Origin of the sequence: Arthrobacter sp. 35/47 (genome assembly GCF_000520475.1) — a bacterium.
Classification (GTDB): domain Bacteria; phylum Actinomycetota; class Actinomycetes; order Actinomycetales; family Micrococcaceae; genus Arthrobacter_D; species Arthrobacter_D subterraneus.
On record NZ_KI914584.1, the window covers coordinates 49978 to 67349 of the forward strand.

16 protein-coding genes are annotated in these 17372 nt (G+C 66.5%); 11 read left to right on the forward strand and 5 right to left on the reverse strand.

The window, feature by feature from the left end; translation table 11 throughout:
* The 4 genes from X803_RS17520 to holA all read left to right on the forward strand — a co-directional run.
* The coding region (locus tag X803_RS17520; protein ID WP_051470408.1) for a DegV family protein at nucleotides 1-755 on the forward strand (755 nt) is incomplete at its 5' end.
* Between the two features lie 202 nt (nucleotides 756-957).
* Nucleotides 958-1728, forward strand: a complete 771-nt coding sequence (locus tag X803_RS0103310) for a ComEA family DNA-binding protein (RefSeq protein ID WP_026544018.1) — start codon at nucleotides 958-960, stop codon at nucleotides 1726-1728.
* Nucleotides 1729-1779: 51 nt separating this feature from the next.
* Nucleotides 1780-4314 (forward strand): ComEC/Rec2 family competence protein, encoded by a 2535-nt coding sequence (locus tag X803_RS0103315; protein WP_162149183.1) that lies wholly within the window; start codon nucleotides 1780-1782, stop codon nucleotides 4312-4314.
* Between the two features lie 70 nt (nucleotides 4315-4384).
* The gene (gene holA, locus X803_RS0103320) at nucleotides 4385-5395 is read left to right on the forward strand and encodes a DNA polymerase III subunit delta (protein WP_026544020.1); all 1011 of its coding nucleotides are present in this window, start codon (nucleotides 4385-4387) and stop codon (nucleotides 5393-5395) included.
* A gap of 179 nt (nucleotides 5396-5574) precedes the next feature.
* Here holA and rpsT read toward each other — a convergent pair whose 3' ends face one another.
* A complete protein-coding gene (gene rpsT / locus X803_RS0103325; RefSeq protein ID WP_026544021.1) occupies nucleotides 5575-5838 on the reverse strand; it encodes a 30S ribosomal protein S20 in 264 nt (87 codons plus the stop codon).
* Between the two features lie 203 nt (nucleotides 5839-6041).
* On the reverse strand, nucleotides 6042-6587 hold the full coding sequence (locus tag X803_RS0103330; RefSeq protein WP_084033333.1) for a type II toxin-antitoxin system PemK/MazF family toxin: 546 nt from the start codon (nucleotides 6585-6587) through the stop codon (nucleotides 6042-6044).
* Between the two features lie 143 nt (nucleotides 6588-6730).
* Here X803_RS0103330 and lepA point away from each other — a divergent pair, with 143 nt between their 5' ends.
* Nucleotides 6731-8584, forward strand: coding sequence for a translation elongation factor 4 (gene lepA / locus X803_RS0103335; RefSeq protein ID WP_026544023.1), 1854 nt, complete (start codon nucleotides 6731-6733; stop codon nucleotides 8582-8584).
* 27 nt (nucleotides 8585-8611) lie between these two features.
* The gene (gene hemW / locus X803_RS0103340; RefSeq protein ID WP_026544024.1) at nucleotides 8612-9841 is read left to right on the forward strand and encodes a radical SAM family heme chaperone HemW; all 1230 of its coding nucleotides are present in this window, start codon (nucleotides 8612-8614) and stop codon (nucleotides 9839-9841) included.
* A 30-nt stretch (nucleotides 9842-9871) separates the two neighbouring features.
* Here the strand turns inward: hemW and X803_RS0103345 are convergent, their stop codons facing one another.
* Both X803_RS0103345 and X803_RS0103350 read right to left on the reverse strand, forming a co-directional pair.
* Nucleotides 9872-10300 carry a DUF4870 domain-containing protein gene (locus X803_RS0103345; RefSeq protein WP_026544025.1) on the reverse strand — a complete coding sequence of 143 codons (429 nt, stop codon included), beginning with the start codon at nucleotides 10298-10300 and terminating at the stop codon, nucleotides 9872-9874.
* A gap of 114 nt (nucleotides 10301-10414) precedes the next feature.
* A complete protein-coding gene (locus X803_RS0103350) occupies nucleotides 10415-11266 on the reverse strand; it encodes a DUF3097 family protein (RefSeq protein WP_026544026.1) in 852 nt (283 codons plus the stop codon).
* 144 nt (nucleotides 11267-11410) lie between these two features.
* Between X803_RS0103350 and hrcA the strand changes: the two genes are divergently transcribed.
* The 3 genes from hrcA (at nucleotide 11411) to X803_RS0103365 (ending at nucleotide 14386) form a co-directional block, all read left to right on the forward strand.
* Nucleotides 11411-12427: a heat-inducible transcriptional repressor HrcA gene (gene hrcA, locus X803_RS0103355; protein ID WP_026544027.1), complete on the forward strand. Its 1017-nt coding sequence runs from the start codon at nucleotides 11411-11413 to the stop codon at nucleotides 12425-12427.
* A 66-nt stretch (nucleotides 12428-12493) separates the two neighbouring features.
* A complete protein-coding gene (dnaJ, locus tag X803_RS0103360) occupies nucleotides 12494-13621 on the forward strand; it encodes a molecular chaperone DnaJ (RefSeq protein ID WP_026544028.1) in 1128 nt (375 codons plus the stop codon).
* 9 nt (nucleotides 13622-13630) lie between these two features.
* Nucleotides 13631-14386, forward strand: a complete 756-nt coding sequence (locus tag X803_RS0103365; protein ID WP_026544029.1) for a 16S rRNA (uracil(1498)-N(3))-methyltransferase — start codon at nucleotides 13631-13633, stop codon at nucleotides 14384-14386.
* 7 nt (nucleotides 14387-14393) lie between these two features.
* On the opposite strand, the gene X803_RS17525 is transcribed toward X803_RS0103365, so the two are convergent.
* Complete coding sequence (locus X803_RS17525) at nucleotides 14394-15353, reverse strand: GerMN domain-containing protein (RefSeq protein WP_162149184.1); 960 nt, start codon at nucleotides 15351-15353, stop codon at nucleotides 14394-14396.
* Nucleotides 15354-15723: 370 nt separating this feature from the next.
* Between X803_RS17525 and X803_RS0103375 the strand changes: the two genes are divergently transcribed.
* On the forward strand, nucleotides 15724-16770 hold the full coding sequence (locus X803_RS0103375) for a PhoH family protein (protein ID WP_035777786.1): 1047 nt from the start codon (nucleotides 15724-15726) through the stop codon (nucleotides 16768-16770).
* Complete coding sequence (ybeY, locus tag X803_RS0103380; protein ID WP_026544031.1) at nucleotides 16760-17233, forward strand: rRNA maturation RNase YbeY; 474 nt, start codon at nucleotides 16760-16762, stop codon at nucleotides 17231-17233. Before X803_RS0103375 ends, ybeY begins: the two co-directional genes overlap by 11 nt.
* Nucleotides 17234-17372 lie beyond the last annotated feature (139 nt).

Genomic DNA, 17372 nt, shown 5'->3' on the forward strand with positions numbered 1-17372 from the left:
GCGGCCGCCATTACGGCGAAGGAGCCGACAACCTGCTGGAACCCCTGTCCGTGGCGCTGGTCGAGGGTTCGGAAGTGCGGACATCCCGCCCCTCTCCGGGCCAGTTCCAGAACGTGTACCGGCGGCTCGAGCGTGAGGGGGCGCAGGAGATCGTGTCGATCCACCTCTCGGGCAAGCTCTCCGGCACCGTCGAGGCGGCCCGCTGGGCGGCGCGCACCGTATCCGTGCCCGTCCACGTGGTCGACAGTGGAACCGTCGGAATGGCGCAGGGATGCGCGGTGGCAGCCGTAGCCCTTGCCCTCCGGGACGGGGCAACCGCTTCCGAGGCAGCCTTACGGGCGGCTGCGTACTGCGCAGGGACCCGGATCTTCTTCTACGTACCCAGCCTTGAGCAGCTTCGCAGGGGAGGGCGGATCGGGGCAGCTGCAGGCTTCTTCGGGACCCTGCTCGCGGTGAAACCGCTCCTGACTGTCCGGGACGGGGCGATCGAGCCCCTGGAGAAGGTGCGCAGCGCTGCACGGGCCCGGCAGCGCCTCGAGGAACTGGTCCGCGATGACCTCCGGCAGCGTGCCGCAGGCAGTATCGCGGCGTTCCACTACTTCGGTAACAGGGCAGAGGCCGAAGCGGCGGCGTCCAGGGTACCTGCAGGCGCCGAGGCGCTGCTGACCCGGATGCCGGCCGTCCTCGCCGCCCACACCGGGCTGGGCGTGCTCGCCGTCGCTCTCTCGGATCCACTCAGCCCGGACCACGGCTGATCCTCCGCTCCACATTCAGCCGGCTCCCTGCGGTTTGCCCACATAGTCCCTCGTGCCGTCGGCGAAGCAGGCCGGGGTCCCTACGCTGGTCGGCATGGCAAGGCACCGCTGGGCAACCCAGGAGCGCACTTCCGCCCCGGACCGGTTGGATCGCGCCCTACAGCTGAGCCGTGCCGAGCCGGACCGGGGAAGAGGGCATTCCATGGACCCGGGGCCGGAATTCGCCTCAGCCGAAGCCGGTCCTGCAGGCGTCGCGGGGGCAGTTGCACGGGCTCAGCCGCCGCGGCGCTGGGCGGCAACCAGGCGGGCTGCGCTGATGGCGGCAGGATGCGCCCTTGCGGTCGGCGGCTGGCAGTTTGCCGGGACAGACAGGAGTCCGGCGGAAGTGGTCCCGATCAACGCCGACGCGCGGCCGTCATCCCAGCCTGCACCCGGCGCCGGCCCCGCGGCGGAACGTTCATCGCCGCCGGGGAATGGAGAGCCGGCCGGGAAAGGCGAGGCGGGCGGCGGGGCAGGAGAGGGGACTCCAGCGTCAGGCGCAGGCACCGTCGTCGTTCATGTGGCCGGTGCGGTGCAGGCGCCCGGCGTGGTCGAGGCGGCAGCCGGGTCACGGGTGTTCGAGGTACTGGAAAGGGCCGGGGGTGCCCTGCCTGAGGCGGATCTGTCCGCCGTGAACCTCGCCGCCGCAGTCCTGGATGGCCAGCAGATTCTGGTTCCCCGCATCGGGGAACCGCTGCCGCCGCCAGATGCCGGGGCTGCCGCTGCGGCCGGGCAGACCGCTGCGCCCGTCAACATCAACACGGCGGGCGCAGCGGACCTCGAGGTGCTGCCGAGGGTGGGTCCAGTGCTGGCAGAGCGGATCGTGCAATGGCGGACAGAGCATGGGAGCTTCACCCGTCCCGAGGATCTTGACGCCGTACCCGGAATCGGACCGGCCATGCTCGAAGCCCTGCTGCCGCTGGTGACGGTCTGAATGGCGCGCGCCGCGTGGGAGCCTTTCGTGCGGTCTGCCGCGCGGGCGCCCGTGACCGGGGTATCCGCCACAGGTTCAAAGACGCCGCAGCCAGCTTCTGCCCGGCGTCGGGAGCGCGCACATCCGCGGAGGGCCGGCTCCGCGGAAGCGCGGCAGAGCCCGGCGCGGGATCTGCGCCTGCTTCCCGGGGCAGCGGCTGCCTGGGTGGCGGCCGCGCTGATGATCCGGCTGGGGGCTGGCGGTGCGCTGTTGGCCGCAACGCTGCTGGGAGTATGTACCCTCGGTTGCATCGCGGTTGCGGTGCGGAGACCGAAAAGCCCTCCGGTGTTGCGGGTCCTGCTCCTGACGCTCGGGGTCTCAGCCATGGTGGCCCTGTCCGCTGCCGCGCACATCGAACAGCGGGCGTCGGCCCCGCTATCCTCCGCCGTCGCCGGCCACGCACACATCACCGCCCAACTCCGCATTACGGGCGAGCCGCGCCAGGCGCGGACAGGCGGTCCGGACGGCTCCCCTCGGTGGCTTCTTGAAGCCGAACTCCTTGATGGCACTTTCAACGGATCGAGATTCAGTGCACGCACGCCGGTAGTGGTCCTCGGAGGCCCGGAATGGAGTTCCGTTGTCCATGGAGACGTGGTGCGCGCGGCGGCGCGGCCGCGGGCGACCGATCCCGGGTCCCGCGCAGCGGCGCTGCTCATCGCGACGACCGAGCCGGTGCCGCTTGCCGGGGCCTCCGCACGCGATTCACCGGTGGACCGGCTGCGGCTGCGCTTTCTGGAACTGTCGGCTGCCAGCGGCGCCCCCGATGACGGTTTGATGCCCGGAATGGTCATCGGCGCGAGGTCATCGGTGAGCCAGGACCTTGCCGACACGATGAAGGCAACCGGGCTTACCCACCTGACGGCGGTGTCCGGGGCGAACTGCAGTTACGTGCTCGCCTTCGTGTTCCTGCTTTGCCGCGGCTGCAGGCTGCCGCGGTGGGCCGCCGGTGCTGCTGGGGTCGCTGCGCTGGCCGGATTTGTTCTGCTCGTCCGGCCGGAACCGAGCGTCCTGAGGGCCGCGGTCATGGGCGCCATCGGCGTGCTCGCGGTCCTGACCGGCCGTGGCCGGCTGTCCATGACCCTCCTGTTTCTGTCCATCGCTGTCCTACTCGCGGCCGACCCGTGGCTCAGCGGCGACTATGCGTTCATTCTCTCCGTCGCAGCCACCAGCGGTCTGGTGCTGGCCGGACCGCTCATCGCTGCGCGGTTGGGCGCGGTTATGCCGGTGTGGGCTGCACAGCTGATCGCAGTTCCCCTGGCCGCCCAGTTGTTCTGTTCGCCCGTTCTGGCACTGCTGCAGCCAAGCCTGCCGACCTACTCCCTGGCGGCCAACATCGCGGCGTCCCCATTGGTCCCGTTCATCACCATTGTGGGGATGGTGTCGGTTGTGTTGTCTGCCGTGGTTCCGTGGGGTGCTGCACCGTTCGCTGCCGGCGCCGGATGGGCTGCGGCCGGCGTGGCCCAGATCGCGCGGTTCTTCGCCTCGGCGCCGCTTGCAGCAATTCCCTGGCCGTCAGGTACCCGGGGGATGCTCCTGAGCGCGTCCGGCAGTGCAGTTGTACTCGCCGCTGTGATGTGGGGGCCTCAGCTCATGGGCCGGATGCTTCGTGTTCCAGATGTAGTGCGTGCCCTCACCGGGGACGGCAGCAGGGGCAGGGCGGATGGAAACCGGCGGGCGCGTTTCCTGATGCGGAGCGTGCCGTGGCTGGCGGTCGGCTGCATCATCGGCACCGCCGCGCTCTGGGCGGGAAACGGGATCCGCGGGAACGGCGGAGAGCGGTGGACGGTAGCCGCCTGCGACGTGGGCCAGGGCGACGGGTTGGCCGTCAGGACCGGACCGCGCAGCGCCATGGTGTTTGATGCGGGTCCTGATCCGGCGTTGATGGACAGGTGCCTTGACCGGTTGGGTGTGGACACGGTGGATGTGCTCGTCCTCACGCACCTGCACGAGGACCACTATGGCGGGGTTTCGGGGGTCTTTGAGGGTCGCTCGGTTCACCGCCTGCTCTACTCCACCGCCGGGGAATCACTGCCCCGGACCGTGACGGTGGCGGCGGCAGCAGCCGGCATAGCGGGCGAGCTGGTGAGCGCCGGCGTCGCGGGGAGGGCCGGCACCGCGGACTGGTCCGTGCTCTGGCCCCGGGCCGGAGCGGTGGCGAACTCGGAAAACAACGCCTCCGCGGTCCTTCTCGTGAGCGCAGCTGGGCCGGACGGCACCCCCGGCGTCGAGATCCTCCTGACCGGTGACCTCGAGGAAGACGCCGTTGACCGTTTCCTCGCGGACAACGCGCAGCTCGCCGCGGCGGGCGTGGATATTCTCAAGGTTGCACATCATGGCGCGCGCAATGGAGGGTCCGGCATGATCGAGGCATTGACCCCGCGGGTGGCAGTCATCTCCGCCGGTGGCGGGAATGATTATGGACACCCGCATGCAGAGACGCTCGCCGCGCTGGATACGGCCGGCGTGCATGTGGCGCGGACGGACCTGCGCGGCACAGTGCTGCTTACCGCTGAAGCGGATGCGCTGCACATCAGGTCCTTCCGGTGAGCTTGGATGCGTCCGGCACCCGTGGCAAAGTTGATCCAGCCAATCCCTTTTCGATTCAGGAGCGACGCCCGTGTCCCCAACCCCTGCAGCTGCGGTTACTGCTAGCTGGCGGGAGGTTGCCCCGGCACCGGTCATCCTGCTCTCGGGTCCCGAGGAGTACCTCGCTGCGCAGGGCTTCGAATCTGTCCGCCGGCGCATGCGGGAGGCGGAGCCTGACGCCGAGACCGTCCGGCTGGATGCCGCCCAGTATGAGGCCGGCTCACTGATCATGATGGGCAGCCCATCGCTGTTCGGCGGTACGCAGATCATCGAAGTCCGCGGACTCTCGCAGATGAATGACGCCTTCCTGCAGGACGCGCTGCGGTATATCGCCGATCCCGCTCCCGACGTGGTGCTGGTCATGCACCATGCCGGCGGTAGCCGGGGCAAGAAGCTGCTCGATGCCCTCAAGTCCGGCAGGGCCGTGCTTGTTGAGTGTCAACCGCTGAAGAAGGACTCTGAGAAGGTCGATTTTGTGACAGCGGAGTTCCGCACTGCCCGACGGCGAATCGAACCTGATGCTGTGCGCTCACTGGTGGCCGCGGTGGGCTCAAATCTGTCGGAACTTGCGGCTGCCTGCCACCAGCTTCGATCCGATGCCGACGGCGTAATCTCCGCCGAGCTGGTGGAGAAGTACTACGGCGGCAGGATTGAAGTCACAGGCTTCAAGGTGGCCGACGCGGCACTGGCCGGCCGGGGCGGACAGGCACTGGCAATGCTTCGCCACGCGCTGTCCACGGGAGCTGATCCGGTACCGCTGATCGCTGCGCTGGCAATGAAGCTGCGCGCGGTAGCCAAGGTATATGGCCTCAGGGGCAGTTCGGCCCAGCTTGCCCGGGATCTGGGGATGGCGCCCTGGCAGGTGGACCAGGCGCGCCGTGAGGCCGGGCGATGGTCGCCGGAGGGGCTCAACCACTGCATTCAGGTTCTGGCGGAAGCCGATGCACAGGTCAAGGGTGAATCGCGGGATCCCGTCTATGCCGTGGAACGGGCGGTCACTGCCATTGCCCTGGGCGGATCCGGAACAGCCGGCTCACGCTGACCCTTTGAGGGCTACCAACTGCCGCGCACTGACAGGGCGGTACGCCCACTTCTGCAGGTCCCCCCCCGGCGCCTGACAGCACCACCCCTAAACGATCACGCCCTTAAACGATCTCCCTTAAACAGCAGTGGCCGGCCCGGGGGCCGGCCACGCAGCTGCACGCCGCGAAAGTAAAGCGATCAGGCGAGGTTGTTGACCCGCCGTGCGATTCCCGACTTGCGGTTCGCTGCGTTGTTCTTGTGCAGCACACCCTTGCTGACTGCCTTGTCCAGCTTGCGGCTGGCGACGGAAAGCGCAGCCTCAGCAGCGGCCTTGTCGGTGGACTCCACCGCGTTGGTTACCGCACGGATAGCGGTCTTCAACTCGGACTTGATCGAGTTGTTGCGCTGACGTGCCTTCTCATTGGTGAGAATGCGCTTTTTCTGGGACTTGATATTTGCCACGTATAAGACTCTCTTTGTATTGCGGACTGGTCGTGAGGGATTTCGGTGCGGCCAGTGACTGAGCGGCGTGGGGATACCGTGGCGACCGAGCCGAAGTGCCCGTCGACCTGCGCGGACACACAGCTATACAGGTTACCAGAACTCACGGACCGTCCGCGCGCACGGCGCCTCCGGACGATCGGGCGTGTCTGTGCGGCTGCCGGTCACCGCCCGGGGGACCGATCCAGGCGGGACAGGACCCGGTCGAAAAGCGGCCGTTCCAGGGTGGCCCCGATGCGCCGCACATCCTGCTCATCGATCCGAAGCACCCGCTCCAGGTACACCTCACTCGGCCTGCCGCGGCTGTCCCACGGTCCGCTGCCGATATCCACGTAGCCTTCATGGCGGTTGCGGCCGTTGTTCCGGTCCCGTGACGTGAGCATCAGGCCAAGCAGTTCCGCTCCGTCCCTGCCGATGACCAGTACCGGACGGTCCTTCCCCTGGCGCGGGTCGTCCTCGTAGGGGACCCAGGTCCAGACGATCTCGCCCGGGTCGGCGGTGTCTCCGGGCCGGGGATCGTAACTGACTGCGGATGGGCGTCGCGGCGCGGGCTCTGCGGCGCGACGGCGCAGTGTCCGCTTCCGGGTCGGCGTCCGCCCCGCGGTGCGTCCGCCGTCGGGGGTATCGATGCGGGAGCGAGCCTGACGCGACGCAACGGACTTCAATGCAGCCCCGGCCAGGCGAAGCAGCGACTGTCCCAAAGATGCCATGCGGCCAGCGTACCCGCCAGATTGCGGGCTCGACACGTCCCCATGGGACAATGGAGCCTGCACTTCCGCGCGGTCCGCGGCCCCGGCGTCGTCGATCCCTCCGTGGATAACCCAAACCGTCCCACAAAGTAAGAGGTACGTCAGTGTCACCCATGGCCCGCACCGCTCCGGTGCCCGCTGCCACGGATCCGGCGATTATCAGGAACTTCTGCATTATCGCCCACATCGACCACGGCAAATCCACGCTGGCCGACCGGATGCTCCAGCTCACCGGAGTGGTGGAGCAGCGGGATATGAAAGCACAGTACCTGGACCGCATGGATATCGAGCGCGAGCGCGGCATCACCATCAAGTCCCAGGCGGTCCGGCTGCCGTGGGAACTCGACGGCGTCAGCTACGCCCTGAACATGATCGATACTCCCGGCCACGTCGACTTCACCTACGAGGTTTCGCGGTCCCTTGCCGCCTGCGAGGGAGCAATCCTCCTGGTGGACGCGGCGCAGGGCATCGAGGCGCAGACACTCGCCAACCTGTACCTCGCGATGGAAAACGATCTCACGATCATCCCGGTGCTCAACAAGATCGACCTGCCGGCAGCGCAGCCGGAAAAATACGCCGCGGAGCTCGCAAACCTCATCGGCGGCAAGCCGGAGGACGTGCTGCTGGTTTCCGGCAAAACCGGCGTCGGCGTGGAGGCGCTGCTGGACAAGATCGTGAGCGACCTCCCCGCGCCGGTCGGAGACGCGAGCGCGCCCGCCCGGGCCATGATCTTCGACTCCGTGTATGACACCTACCGCGGTGTTGTCACCTATGTCCGCGTCGTGGACGGGCATCTGAGCCCGCGTGAACGCATCCAGATGATGTCCACAAGGGCAAGCCACGAACTGCTTGAGATCGGCGTCAGCTCCCCGGAGCCCACTCCTTCCAAGGGCCTCGGTGTGGGGGAGGTCGGCTACCTCATCACCGGAGTGAAGGACGTGCGCCAGTCCAAGGTAGGAGACACAGTCACCAACCTGGCAAAGCCGGCGTCGTCCTCGCTGAGCGGTTACGCGGATCCCAAGCCGATGGTGTTTTCCGGGTTGTACCCGCTTGACGGAGCGGACTACCCGGTGCTGCGGGATGCGCTGGAAAAGCTCATGCTGAACGACGCCGCACTCGTGTATGAGCCGGAGACCTCCGCAGCACTGGGATTCGGTTTCCGTGTGGGCTTCCTCGGCCTGCTCCACCTGGAGATCACCCGCGAGCGTCTCGAACGTGAATACAACCTGAGCCTCATCTCCACCGCCCCCAACGTCGAGTACGAGGTGACGCTTGAGGACAAGAGCGTGGTTCATGTCACCAATCCCAGCGAGTACCCGGCCGGCAAGATCGCCGAGGTTCGCGAACCCATGGTTTCCGCCACCATTCTTGCTCCCAACGAATTTGTCGGCACCATCATGGAGCTGTGCCAGGGCCGGCGCGGCGTCATGGGCGGCATGGACTACCTCTCCGAAGACCGGGTGGAAATCCGGTACCGGCTGCCGCTCGCCGAGATTGTCTTCGACTTCTTCGACATGCTCAAATCCAGGACACGCGGGTACGCCTCACTCGACTGGAAAGCCGACGGGGACCAGGTTGCCGATCTGGTGAAGGTGGACATCATGCTCCAGGGAGAGCAGGTGGACGCCTTCTCCGCCATCACGCACCGCGACAAGGCCTACGCCTACGGTGTGATGATGACCGGGAAGCTGCGCGAACTGATCCCACGGCAGCAGTTCGAGGTGCCCATCCAGGCAGCCATCGGCGCCCGCATCATCGCGAGGGAGAACATCCGGGCGATCCGCAAGGACGTGCTCGCCAAATGCTATGGCGGTGACATCACCCGTAAGCGCAAGCTGCTCGAAAAGCAGAAAGAGGGCAAGAAGCGCATGAAGATGGTGGGGCGGGTGGAAGTTCCCCAGGAAGCCTTCATTGCCGCCCTGTCGTCGGACGAGTCCAAGGACAAAGCCAGGAAGTGACGGAAGTACTCCAGTCCGGGGGCAGGTATGCCTAGCGCGCTTCCCCTCGGCGACCCCGCGCCGTCGGACGGCGTGCTGCCCTCTTCGGCTGCCGCGGGCAGCAGCAACCGGGACTTCGGACTGTACGTCCACATACCGTTCTGCGCCGTCCGCTGCGGCTACTGTGATTTCAACACCTATACCGCGGCCGAGCTCGGCGGGGGAGCATCGCAGGCCAATTACGCGCCCACGGTGCAGCGTGAGCTGGAGTTTGCGGCAGGCGCACTGGACCGGTCCGGTGTGACCGGCCGCCCCCTTGACACCGTGTTCTTCGGCGGGGGCACGCCTACCCTCCTGCCCTCGGGGGACCTTGCCCGTGTCCTCACGACGGCGAGGACCCTCTGGGGGCTGCGACCCGGGGCCGAGGTGACTACGGAAGCAAATCCCGACTCGGTGACGCCGGCCTCGCTTGAGGAGCTGGCTGCGGCCGGTTTCACCAGGGTGTCCTTCGGCATGCAGTCCGCGGTGCCCCATGTCCTGGCGGTGCTCGACCGGACCCATTCCCCGGAGCGGGTGCCGTTGGCTGTTCAATGGGCGCGGGAGGCAGGCCTCAAGGTGAGCCTCGACCTGATCTATGGAACTCCGGGGGAAAAGCTTCAGGACTGGAGCGCATCCCTCGACGCGGCACTCAGCCTGGAACCCGATCACCTGTCCGCGTATGCACTCATTATCGAGGAGGGCACGGCCCTGGCACGCAGGATCCGGCGCGGCCAGGTTCCTGCGGTCGACGACGATGATCACGCCGACAAATATGAACTCGCCGAATGCGCGCTGCAGGCCGCGGGCATGTCCTGGTACGAGGTGAGCAACTGGGCGCGCACCGATGAGGACCGGTGCCGCCACAACCTCGCGTACTGGAAGGGTCACGACTGGTGGGGGGCCGGCCCCGGTGCGCACTCCCATTTGGGCGGGACGCGATGGTGGAACGTCAAGCATCCCACCGCCTATGCGCAGCGGCTTGAGGCCGGCGAGTCTCCGGCTGCGGGAAGGGAGACCCTGGATGACGGCGCCCGCTACGTTGAGGACGTACTCCTGCGCACGCGGCTGGCGGAGGGCTATCCGACGGCGGACCTGAATCCGGCGGGTCGTAATGCCGTGGCCGGGCTCATTGCCGACGGTCTGATCGAGCCCCGGGAAGCATTCCGCGGCGTGGTGCGCCTGAGTAACCGCGGACGGCTGTTGGCTGACGCCGTGGTGCGCCGCCTGCTGCCGGACTGACGCTGCCGGATTGACCGGTTGATTGACCGTTTAGTGGAACAGCCGCAGGTTGTACGGGTACCGGTACGGCCTGCCGCGGTTGACCTGGATTCCCGCCGCAACGGCGAAGCCTGCCAGGGTGACCCAGATGAGCGCGTTCAGCACTGCGAAGATCCCGCCGATTCCGGGTATCAGGGACAGCAGCAGGCACACGCCCGCAGCGAGGCTCGGCGGGAAGGTGAAGTTGAATGCTTCCTTGGCTTCCTGTTCGGTGAAAGGGCCCCGGTCACGGAAGATCAGGAAGATGACCAGCGAGGGCACAAACCCGAGGATTCCGAGAAAGTGCGCGAGCGTCGCCCACTGGCGGTCCTCGGACGGCGTCAGCGGTGGAGCACTGGAGCTGGCACCCTGAAGAGGGACTTCCTCCCGGGGTGCCGGACGTGACTTCGCATCACCGTTCCGGTCTGCACTGTTAGACAACGAACATTCCTGTCGACTGTGGGACTTCACCGCGCTTTGCGCAGGGTTTACTTCCTAAGGGTACTTGGTTGACGGACCGTGCGGAGTAGCATTCCGCCGGTCGGGCCGCGCAGATTACGCTTCGGATGCCTGAACGGTCAGGAAATCGATTACTTCCTCCACCCGCGCCAACAGGGACGGCTCAAGGTCGGCGTAGCTGTTGACCCCGCCGAGGATGCGCTTCCAGCCGTTGGCGGTATCCGCCTGGCTGCCGTGCGGCCAGCCCAACCGGCTGAGGATCCCGGTTTTCCAGTCCTCGCTGCGGGGGATAACAGGCCACTCCTGGAGACCCAGGGCGCGCGGCTTCACCGCCTGCCACACATCCACGTAGGGATGCCCGACAATGAGCACGTTCCCTGCCGCACCGGGAACGGCCGTGGCCTCGGCGGCGATCCGGGCTTCCTTGGTGCCGGGCAGCAGATGGTCCACGAGGATGCCAAGACGGCGCCCGGGGGAGGGCCCGAAGTCCCTGACAGCGGAGGCCAGGTCGTCAACGCCATGCAGCGGCTCGACGACGATGCCCTCCACCCGGAGGTCGTCTCCCCACACCTTCTCCACCAGTTCGGCGTCATGGCGGCCCTCGACCCAGATCCTGCTGGCACGCGCCGCACGAGCCCGGTGCCCCTCAACGCGAACGGAACCGGACGCCGTCCGCGCGGGGGCTGCCGGCTGCGCCAGCGCGGGCACCATCTCCACGGGAGACCCCTCGAAGTGGAACCCGAATCCAAGCGGGAAGGTCCGTTGTTTGCCCCGCCGGTCCTCGAGGATCATGATGTGCATCCCGCCGGACTTCTCGGTCCGGAGGATCTCACCGACAAATCCGCTCTGGACATCCTCGAGCACGACGCCGGGGCGCGCCTCGATTTTCTCCAGGACGGAGCGGCGGGGCTGTGAGATGTTCTGGGCGCCCCACTGGTGATACGACATGTGAGTTGGCTCGCTTCCGCAGATTCCTGCCTTCGGAACAGGCAGAGCCAATGCTAACAATCAGGTCGAACGTATTAGACTTGGCACTTAGGCGTGTTGAGTGCTAACTCGTAGAGCGGCGTTGAAGTACATCGGAGGTGAACCATGAGCGAGCCCAGACGGCTTGAGGTGCTGCGAGCCATCGTTGAGGACTACGTGCATTCCCGCGAGCCGGTCGGCTCAAAGGCCCTTGTTGAACGCCACCGGCTCGGTGTGTCCTCGGCGACCATCCGCAATGACATGGCGCTGCTTGAGGAAGAGGGCCTCATCACGGCTCCGCACACCAGCTCCGGGCGCATTCCCACCGACAAGGGTTACCGGCTGTTCGTTGACCGCATCGCCGAGGTCAAGCCCCTCTCGGCCCCGGAGAAGCGCGCCATCCGCGCACTGCTGGAAAGCGCCGATGACCTTGACGACGTTCTGGACCGCACCGTCCGGCTCCTCGCCCAGCTGACCAATCAGGTGGCCGTGGTGCAGTATCCCCACCTTGGTGCCGCCTCAGTGCGGCATATCGAGTTTGTACTGCTTGCACCCGGCCGTGTCCTGGTGGTGCTGATCTCCACGAATGGCGCAGTACAGCAGCGGGTGGCTTCCGTACCTGCCGGGACCCAGGAGGATGAGATCGCCGACCTTCGCCATCGCTTCCTGGGGAAGGTGTCGGGCGTGCGTCTGCCGTCAGTGCCCCAGGAGCTTGCGGCGTGCACGGCAGAACTTCCGCCCGCCCGGCAGGCTCTCGGCAAGTCGCTCGCCCACAGCCTCGAGCAGCTGTCAGGGGCCAACCGCGAGGACCGCATCGTCATGGCGGGCACCGCCAACCTCGCCCGCTCCACGCTCGATTTCCCCCTCACTATCGGCCCGGTCCTTGAAGCGCTCGAAGAGCAGGTCGTGATGCTCCGCCTGCTCTCCGAAATGGAGCAGGATGCGCTTGGAGTGTCCGTCCGGATCGGTCGTGAGAATCCATACGGCGGTCTCGCGGAAGCCTCCGTGATTGCCACCGGGTACGGACCGGACGCGCTGGCGAAGGTCGGCATCCTCGGACCTACCAGAATGGACTACCCCACAACCATGGCCGCAGTGAGAGCGGTGGCCCGTTACCTTTCCCGCATCCTCGATGAATCATGACCGGATGACGGAGCCCATGAACCAGAGCCGCTCACGCGGTGAAATTACAGGAAGAGATGTGCAGGAGTGAGTAATCACTACGAGGTCCTTGGTGTTGCACGCGATGCCAGCGGCGAAGAGATCAAGAAGGCGTACCGGAAGCTCGCCCGCAAGTTCCACCCGGATGTGAATTCCGGGCCGGACGCCGCGGAAGAGTTCAAGCTGGTCACGCGCGCCTACGAGGTGCTTTCGGACCCGCAGAAACGGCGTGTCTATGACACCACCGGAAATGAGAACGGTACTGACAACGGCTTCGGCGGCGGCTATGCCGGTTCCGGATTCGCCTTCCACGACATCTTCGAGACGTTCTTCGGTGGAGGCGGGCCGAGCGGCCCGCCGTCGCGGACCCAGCGTGGCCAGGACGCGCTGATCGCTGTCCGCATCGATCTGAAGGACGCCGTCTTCGGTACCAACAAGAAGATCGAGGTGGACTCCGCAGCGGTCTGCCCCACCTGCGACGGTTCCTGCACCCAACCCGGAACCTCGCCGAAGACCTGCGACATCTGCGGCGGATCCGGTCAGGTCCAGCGGGCCGTCCGCTCCATCCTCGGCCAGGTCATGACGACGGCGGCCTGCGGTACCTGCCAGGGGTATGGCACCGTCATCCCGCATCCCTGCAATGAGTGCAACGGTGACGGCCGTATCCGTTCCCGCCGCAGCCTCACCATCAAGGTGCCTGCAGGGGTGGCCACAGGCACGCGCATCCAGCTCTCCGGTCAGGGCGAGGCGGGAACGGCCGGCGGACCGCAGGGCGACCTGTACGTGGAGATCCGGGTCAACAGCGACCCGACCTTCCTGCGGGAGGGAGATGATCTGCACGCGACGCTCAGCGTCCCGATGACGGCTGCCGCCCTCGGTACCACGGTGACACTGAGCAGCTTCGACGGCGATCAGGAGCTCACCATCCGGCCGGGTACGCAGGGCGGTGAGGTGATCACCCTGAAGGGCCTCGGAGTCACACACCTGCGTGGTTACGGGCGGGGGGACCTCCTGGTCCACCTCAGTGTCGAGACACCGCGCAATCTCGACGGCGCACAGGAAGAGCTTCTCCGACGCTTCGCTGAACTGCGCGGCGAACAGTTCACGGATGGCCAGCTGGCAAGCAGCGGGTCGGGTGTCTTCGCGCGGCTGCGCGAGCGGCTCGGGAACCTCTGACCGGCAGCCGTGACCAACCAGGCCTTCTTCGGGGATCCTGCCGCTGTCCAGGGGGCCGTTGCCGGCTCCAGCCTCACGCTGCGGGGCGCGGAAGCCCATCACGCCGCCACAGTGAAGCGCATCGCCACTGGAGAGTCGATCGACGTGGTGGACGGCAGCGGCCACCGTCTGAGCTGCACCGTAGTTGATTCCGCGGCCGACGCCGTCGTACTAAGGGTTGATGCGGTTTCATTCGATCCGCCGCCTGAAACACGGCTTGTTCTGGTGCAGGCGCTTGCCAAGGGAGACCGCGGGGAGCTGGCAGTGGAGGCAGCCACTGAACTGGGCGTCGATGCAGTATTGCCGTGGCAGGCGGACCGCAGCATTGTCCGGTGGCGCGCCGAGAAGGCGGCCAAGGGGCGCCTGAAATGGGAATCCCTGGTCCGTGCTGCCTCCAAGCAGAGCCGGCGCACCCGCCTACCGGAGGTCCTCGACGTCCTGGATTCGCGCGGAGTTGCCCGCTGGCTGGCCGGAGTGCAGTGCCCGGTCCTGCTGCATGAGGACGCCGAGCTGTCACTTGCGCAATACTGGGCGCGCACGCCGGCGATGGGCGCTGCAACTGTAGCGGTCATTGTGGGTCCAGAGGGCGGCATCAGTCCGCAGGAAGTCGAGCTCTTTGTGAATCAGGGCGCTGTTGCGGTTCAGCTCGGAAGCAATGTACTCCGTGCATCCACAGCCGGTCCTGCTGCGATCGCGGTGCTGAACCAGCTCTCGGGCCGCTGGTAACCGCGCCTCAGCTGAGGCTGATCAACTTGTCGTCGGCGATTGCGTTTTCTGCCGGCCCCGACGCCGGCTCGGTTTCTGAACCCTCGTAGACCTCCACGAGGTAGGTGCCCTGTTCCAGCGCGACGCTGAACTCGTACAGCCCTACCGTGCCGGTCCCCTCTTCCACCGGGACCGTTCCCGCCACCACATCCTCCGCCGGCACGCCGCCGCCGTCCACCCGCCGCACGCGCCATTCAAGACCGGTGTGGGTCGTCGTCGTGCTGCCCTGGATGATCACCGTGCGGTCGCTGCGGACCGATCCGTCCTGCGGGTTGATGATCCAGACGGGCGCAACTGCGCTTACGTCCCGCTGCAGCACCGCTCCCAGGCCGATATGTCCAAACGCCGTATAACCGGCTTTGCCGTCGACCAGCAGACGCACACTGCTCGGATTGCCGCCCGAGACGAGTCCCGAATTGGCTGCGGCGGCCGTCGCTGTGTACACCAGTTGCTGGATCGCCTGGCCGGCAGCGGCCGCATCGATTCCCGCGGTGAAGGAATCCGAGGAGATATCTACCGTGATCACGTTGTCCGGTGAGATGGAGGTGTTGACCGACGAGGCGGGCTGCCACGGGCTGTAGTAGTCGTGATCGAGCGGCTCGGCGCTGGTCATTGCCTGGACGGCGGCTGCAACCGGATCCCCCGTCGACTCGGCGGGGAGGAATTCCCGGTACAGAAGCCCGTTCCGGTCGCCCAGCCAATACACGGGAAGAAGGGGAGCGGCGTCCACGGCAGCGGGGCTTCGCAGGGCAACTTCGGGCATACTCGCCGCGGATTCCAGCAGCACTTCCGCTTCAGAGGTGATCGCCGCGTCAGGGCCGGTCGGCGCCTGGACAGTGCAGGCCTGGAGCGCGAGAGCCACCGCAACGAAGACAGCGGCCCTCGCCGGCGCTGCGGGCCTGCATCGGGGAAGAAGGAAGGGAGACACCTGTTCCTGCTCCTCCCGTTCCATCCTGCCGGTTCGCTCTGATGGGCTTCACCGGGTCAGGTGCCGCCGCTTGTGGGTTAATGTCGGCAGCAACGGATCCTGCTGCGCGCACTCCCAATCCAGCTTGGCACAGGAAACACCCTCTGCCGGGTGCTTTTCCCGAATCGCCGCCTGACTGAAACGCGATCGATATCGGGCCGTTGCGTTCCTGAGATATTTGCTCCGGAGGCGCTTCCGGCGAGGGGCTGGTGCGAGCGGTGGCAGGCCCGCGGCGGTACGCTAGTAGCAGGGCCCGTTCCGGACCCGGACACGCACATCACCGGTGATTCCGGCGGCACAAGGAGAGATGGAAGGCCCGCGGGCCGATACTATGACGGATTCTGCAGTGGGTATGGGGGCAGCGGGCCTGGACAGCCGGGTTGTCCAATTCGATTCGGCGGACCAGATGGTGCAGTCGCTGGGTGCCAACGATGAAGCCCTCGCGATGATCGAAGGCGCGTTCCCCGGAGTCAGTCTTCACGTCCGCGGCAATGAACTCTCCATCACCGGCCCTCCCACGGACGTCGGTCGCACCGAGCGCCTGATCGGCGAGATTCGCAGCCTTGCGGCCAGCCAGACGCCGGTTACGGCACAAGTGCTCGAACAGCTGCTTTTCATGCTGAAGACGCAGGGCGCGGCGAAGCCCTCCGACGTGCTGTCGATGAACATTCTTTCCTCCCGGGGCAGGACCATCCGTCCGAAGACCGTGAACCAGAAAAACTACGTCGAGGCGATCGACACTCATACCATCGTCTTCGGCATCGGTCCGGCCGGTACGGGCAAAACCTACCTGGCAATGGCAAAGGCGGTGCAGGCGCTCCAGCACAAGGAGGTCAACCGGATCATCCTTACCCGTCCGGCGGTGGAGGCGGGGGAGCGACTCGGGTTCCTGCCGGGCACCCTCAACGACAAGATCGATCCCTACCTGCGGCCGCTCTACGACGCTTTGCACGACATGATGGACCCCGATTCAATCCCACGGCTGATGGCGGCCGGGACCATCGAAGTAGCGCCTCTCGCGTACATGCGGGGGCGCACCCTCAATGATGCGTTCATCATTCTCGACGAGGCCCAGAACACCACTCCGGAGCAGATGAAGATGTTCCTCACCAGGCTCGGCTTCGGTTCCAGAATGGTGGTCACCGGTGACGTCACCCAGGTCGACCTGCCCGGCGGGACCAGTTCCGGCCTGCGCGTCGTGAGCGAAATCCTGCAGGGCGTTGATGACGTTGCGTTCTCCATCCTGGATGCGACCGACGTCGTTCGCCACCGCCTCGTCGGGGACATAGTCTCTGCCTACAGTGCCTGGGATGAGTCGCAGCGGGTGTCCATGAACGGCCGGCGGGGCACAGCGAAGGCGGGTCGCCATGAGCATTGAGGTAAACAACGAATCCGGCGTCGAGGTGGATGACGAAGCCCTGGTGCGCCTTGGCCGCCACGTGCTCGAGCGCCTCTACGTCCACCCGGAGTCGGAACTGTCGATCATCCTGGTGGACGTCGAGGCAATGGAGAAGCTCCACATCGAGTGGATGGACGAGCCGGGACCGACCGACGTCCTCTCCTTTCCCATGGACGAGCTGCGGCCGGGCACGGCAACCCGTCCCACCGCGTCGGGTATCCTCGGCGACGTTGTCCTGTGCCCGGAAGTGGCGCGTTCGCAGGCGGGTACCGCCGGACACAGCATGAACGAGGAACTCCTGCTCCTCACCACCCACGGGATGCTCCACCTTCTCGGGTTCGATCACGCCGAGCCCGAAGAGGAGAAGGAGATGTTCGGACTCCAGCGTCAGTTGCTCGCCGATTTCCTGGGCGGCGCGGCCCCCCGGGAAACCACCCAGTGACCACGCTCGCAGCATCGGAGCCGTCGTCACCATGATCGTGTTACTCCTGGCCCTGATGGCTATCGTTTTTGTCCTGATTGCCGCTCTTGTCACCGCTGCCGAGGCGGCCTTCAGTTACCTGCCGCGGCAGGAGGCCGAG

What these genes read in the sequence shown, in the direction of transcription:
- X803_RS0103310 (WP_026544018.1), top strand. Translation starts at nt 958, where the DNA reads ATGGACCCGGGGCCGGAATTCGCCTCAGCCGAAGCCGGTCCTGCAGGC.
- X803_RS0103330 (WP_084033333.1), bottom strand. Translation starts at nt 6,587, where the DNA reads ATGGCATCTTTGGGACAGTCGCTGCTTCGCCTGGCCGGGGCTGCATTG.
- hemW (WP_026544024.1), top strand. Translation starts at nt 8,612, where the DNA reads ATGCCTAGCGCGCTTCCCCTCGGCGACCCCGCGCCGTCGGACGGCGTG.
- X803_RS0103350 (WP_026544026.1), bottom strand. Translation starts at nt 11,266, where the DNA reads ATGTCGTATCACCAGTGGGGCGCCCAGAACATCTCACAGCCCCGCCGC.
- hrcA (WP_026544027.1), top strand. Translation starts at nt 11,411, where the DNA reads ATGAGCGAGCCCAGACGGCTTGAGGTGCTGCGAGCCATCGTTGAGGAC.
- X803_RS0103375 (WP_035777786.1), top strand. Translation starts at nt 15,724, where the DNA reads ATGACGGATTCTGCAGTGGGTATGGGGGCAGCGGGCCTGGACAGCCGG.
- ybeY (WP_026544031.1), top strand. Translation starts at nt 16,760, where the DNA reads ATGAGCATTGAGGTAAACAACGAATCCGGCGTCGAGGTGGATGACGAA.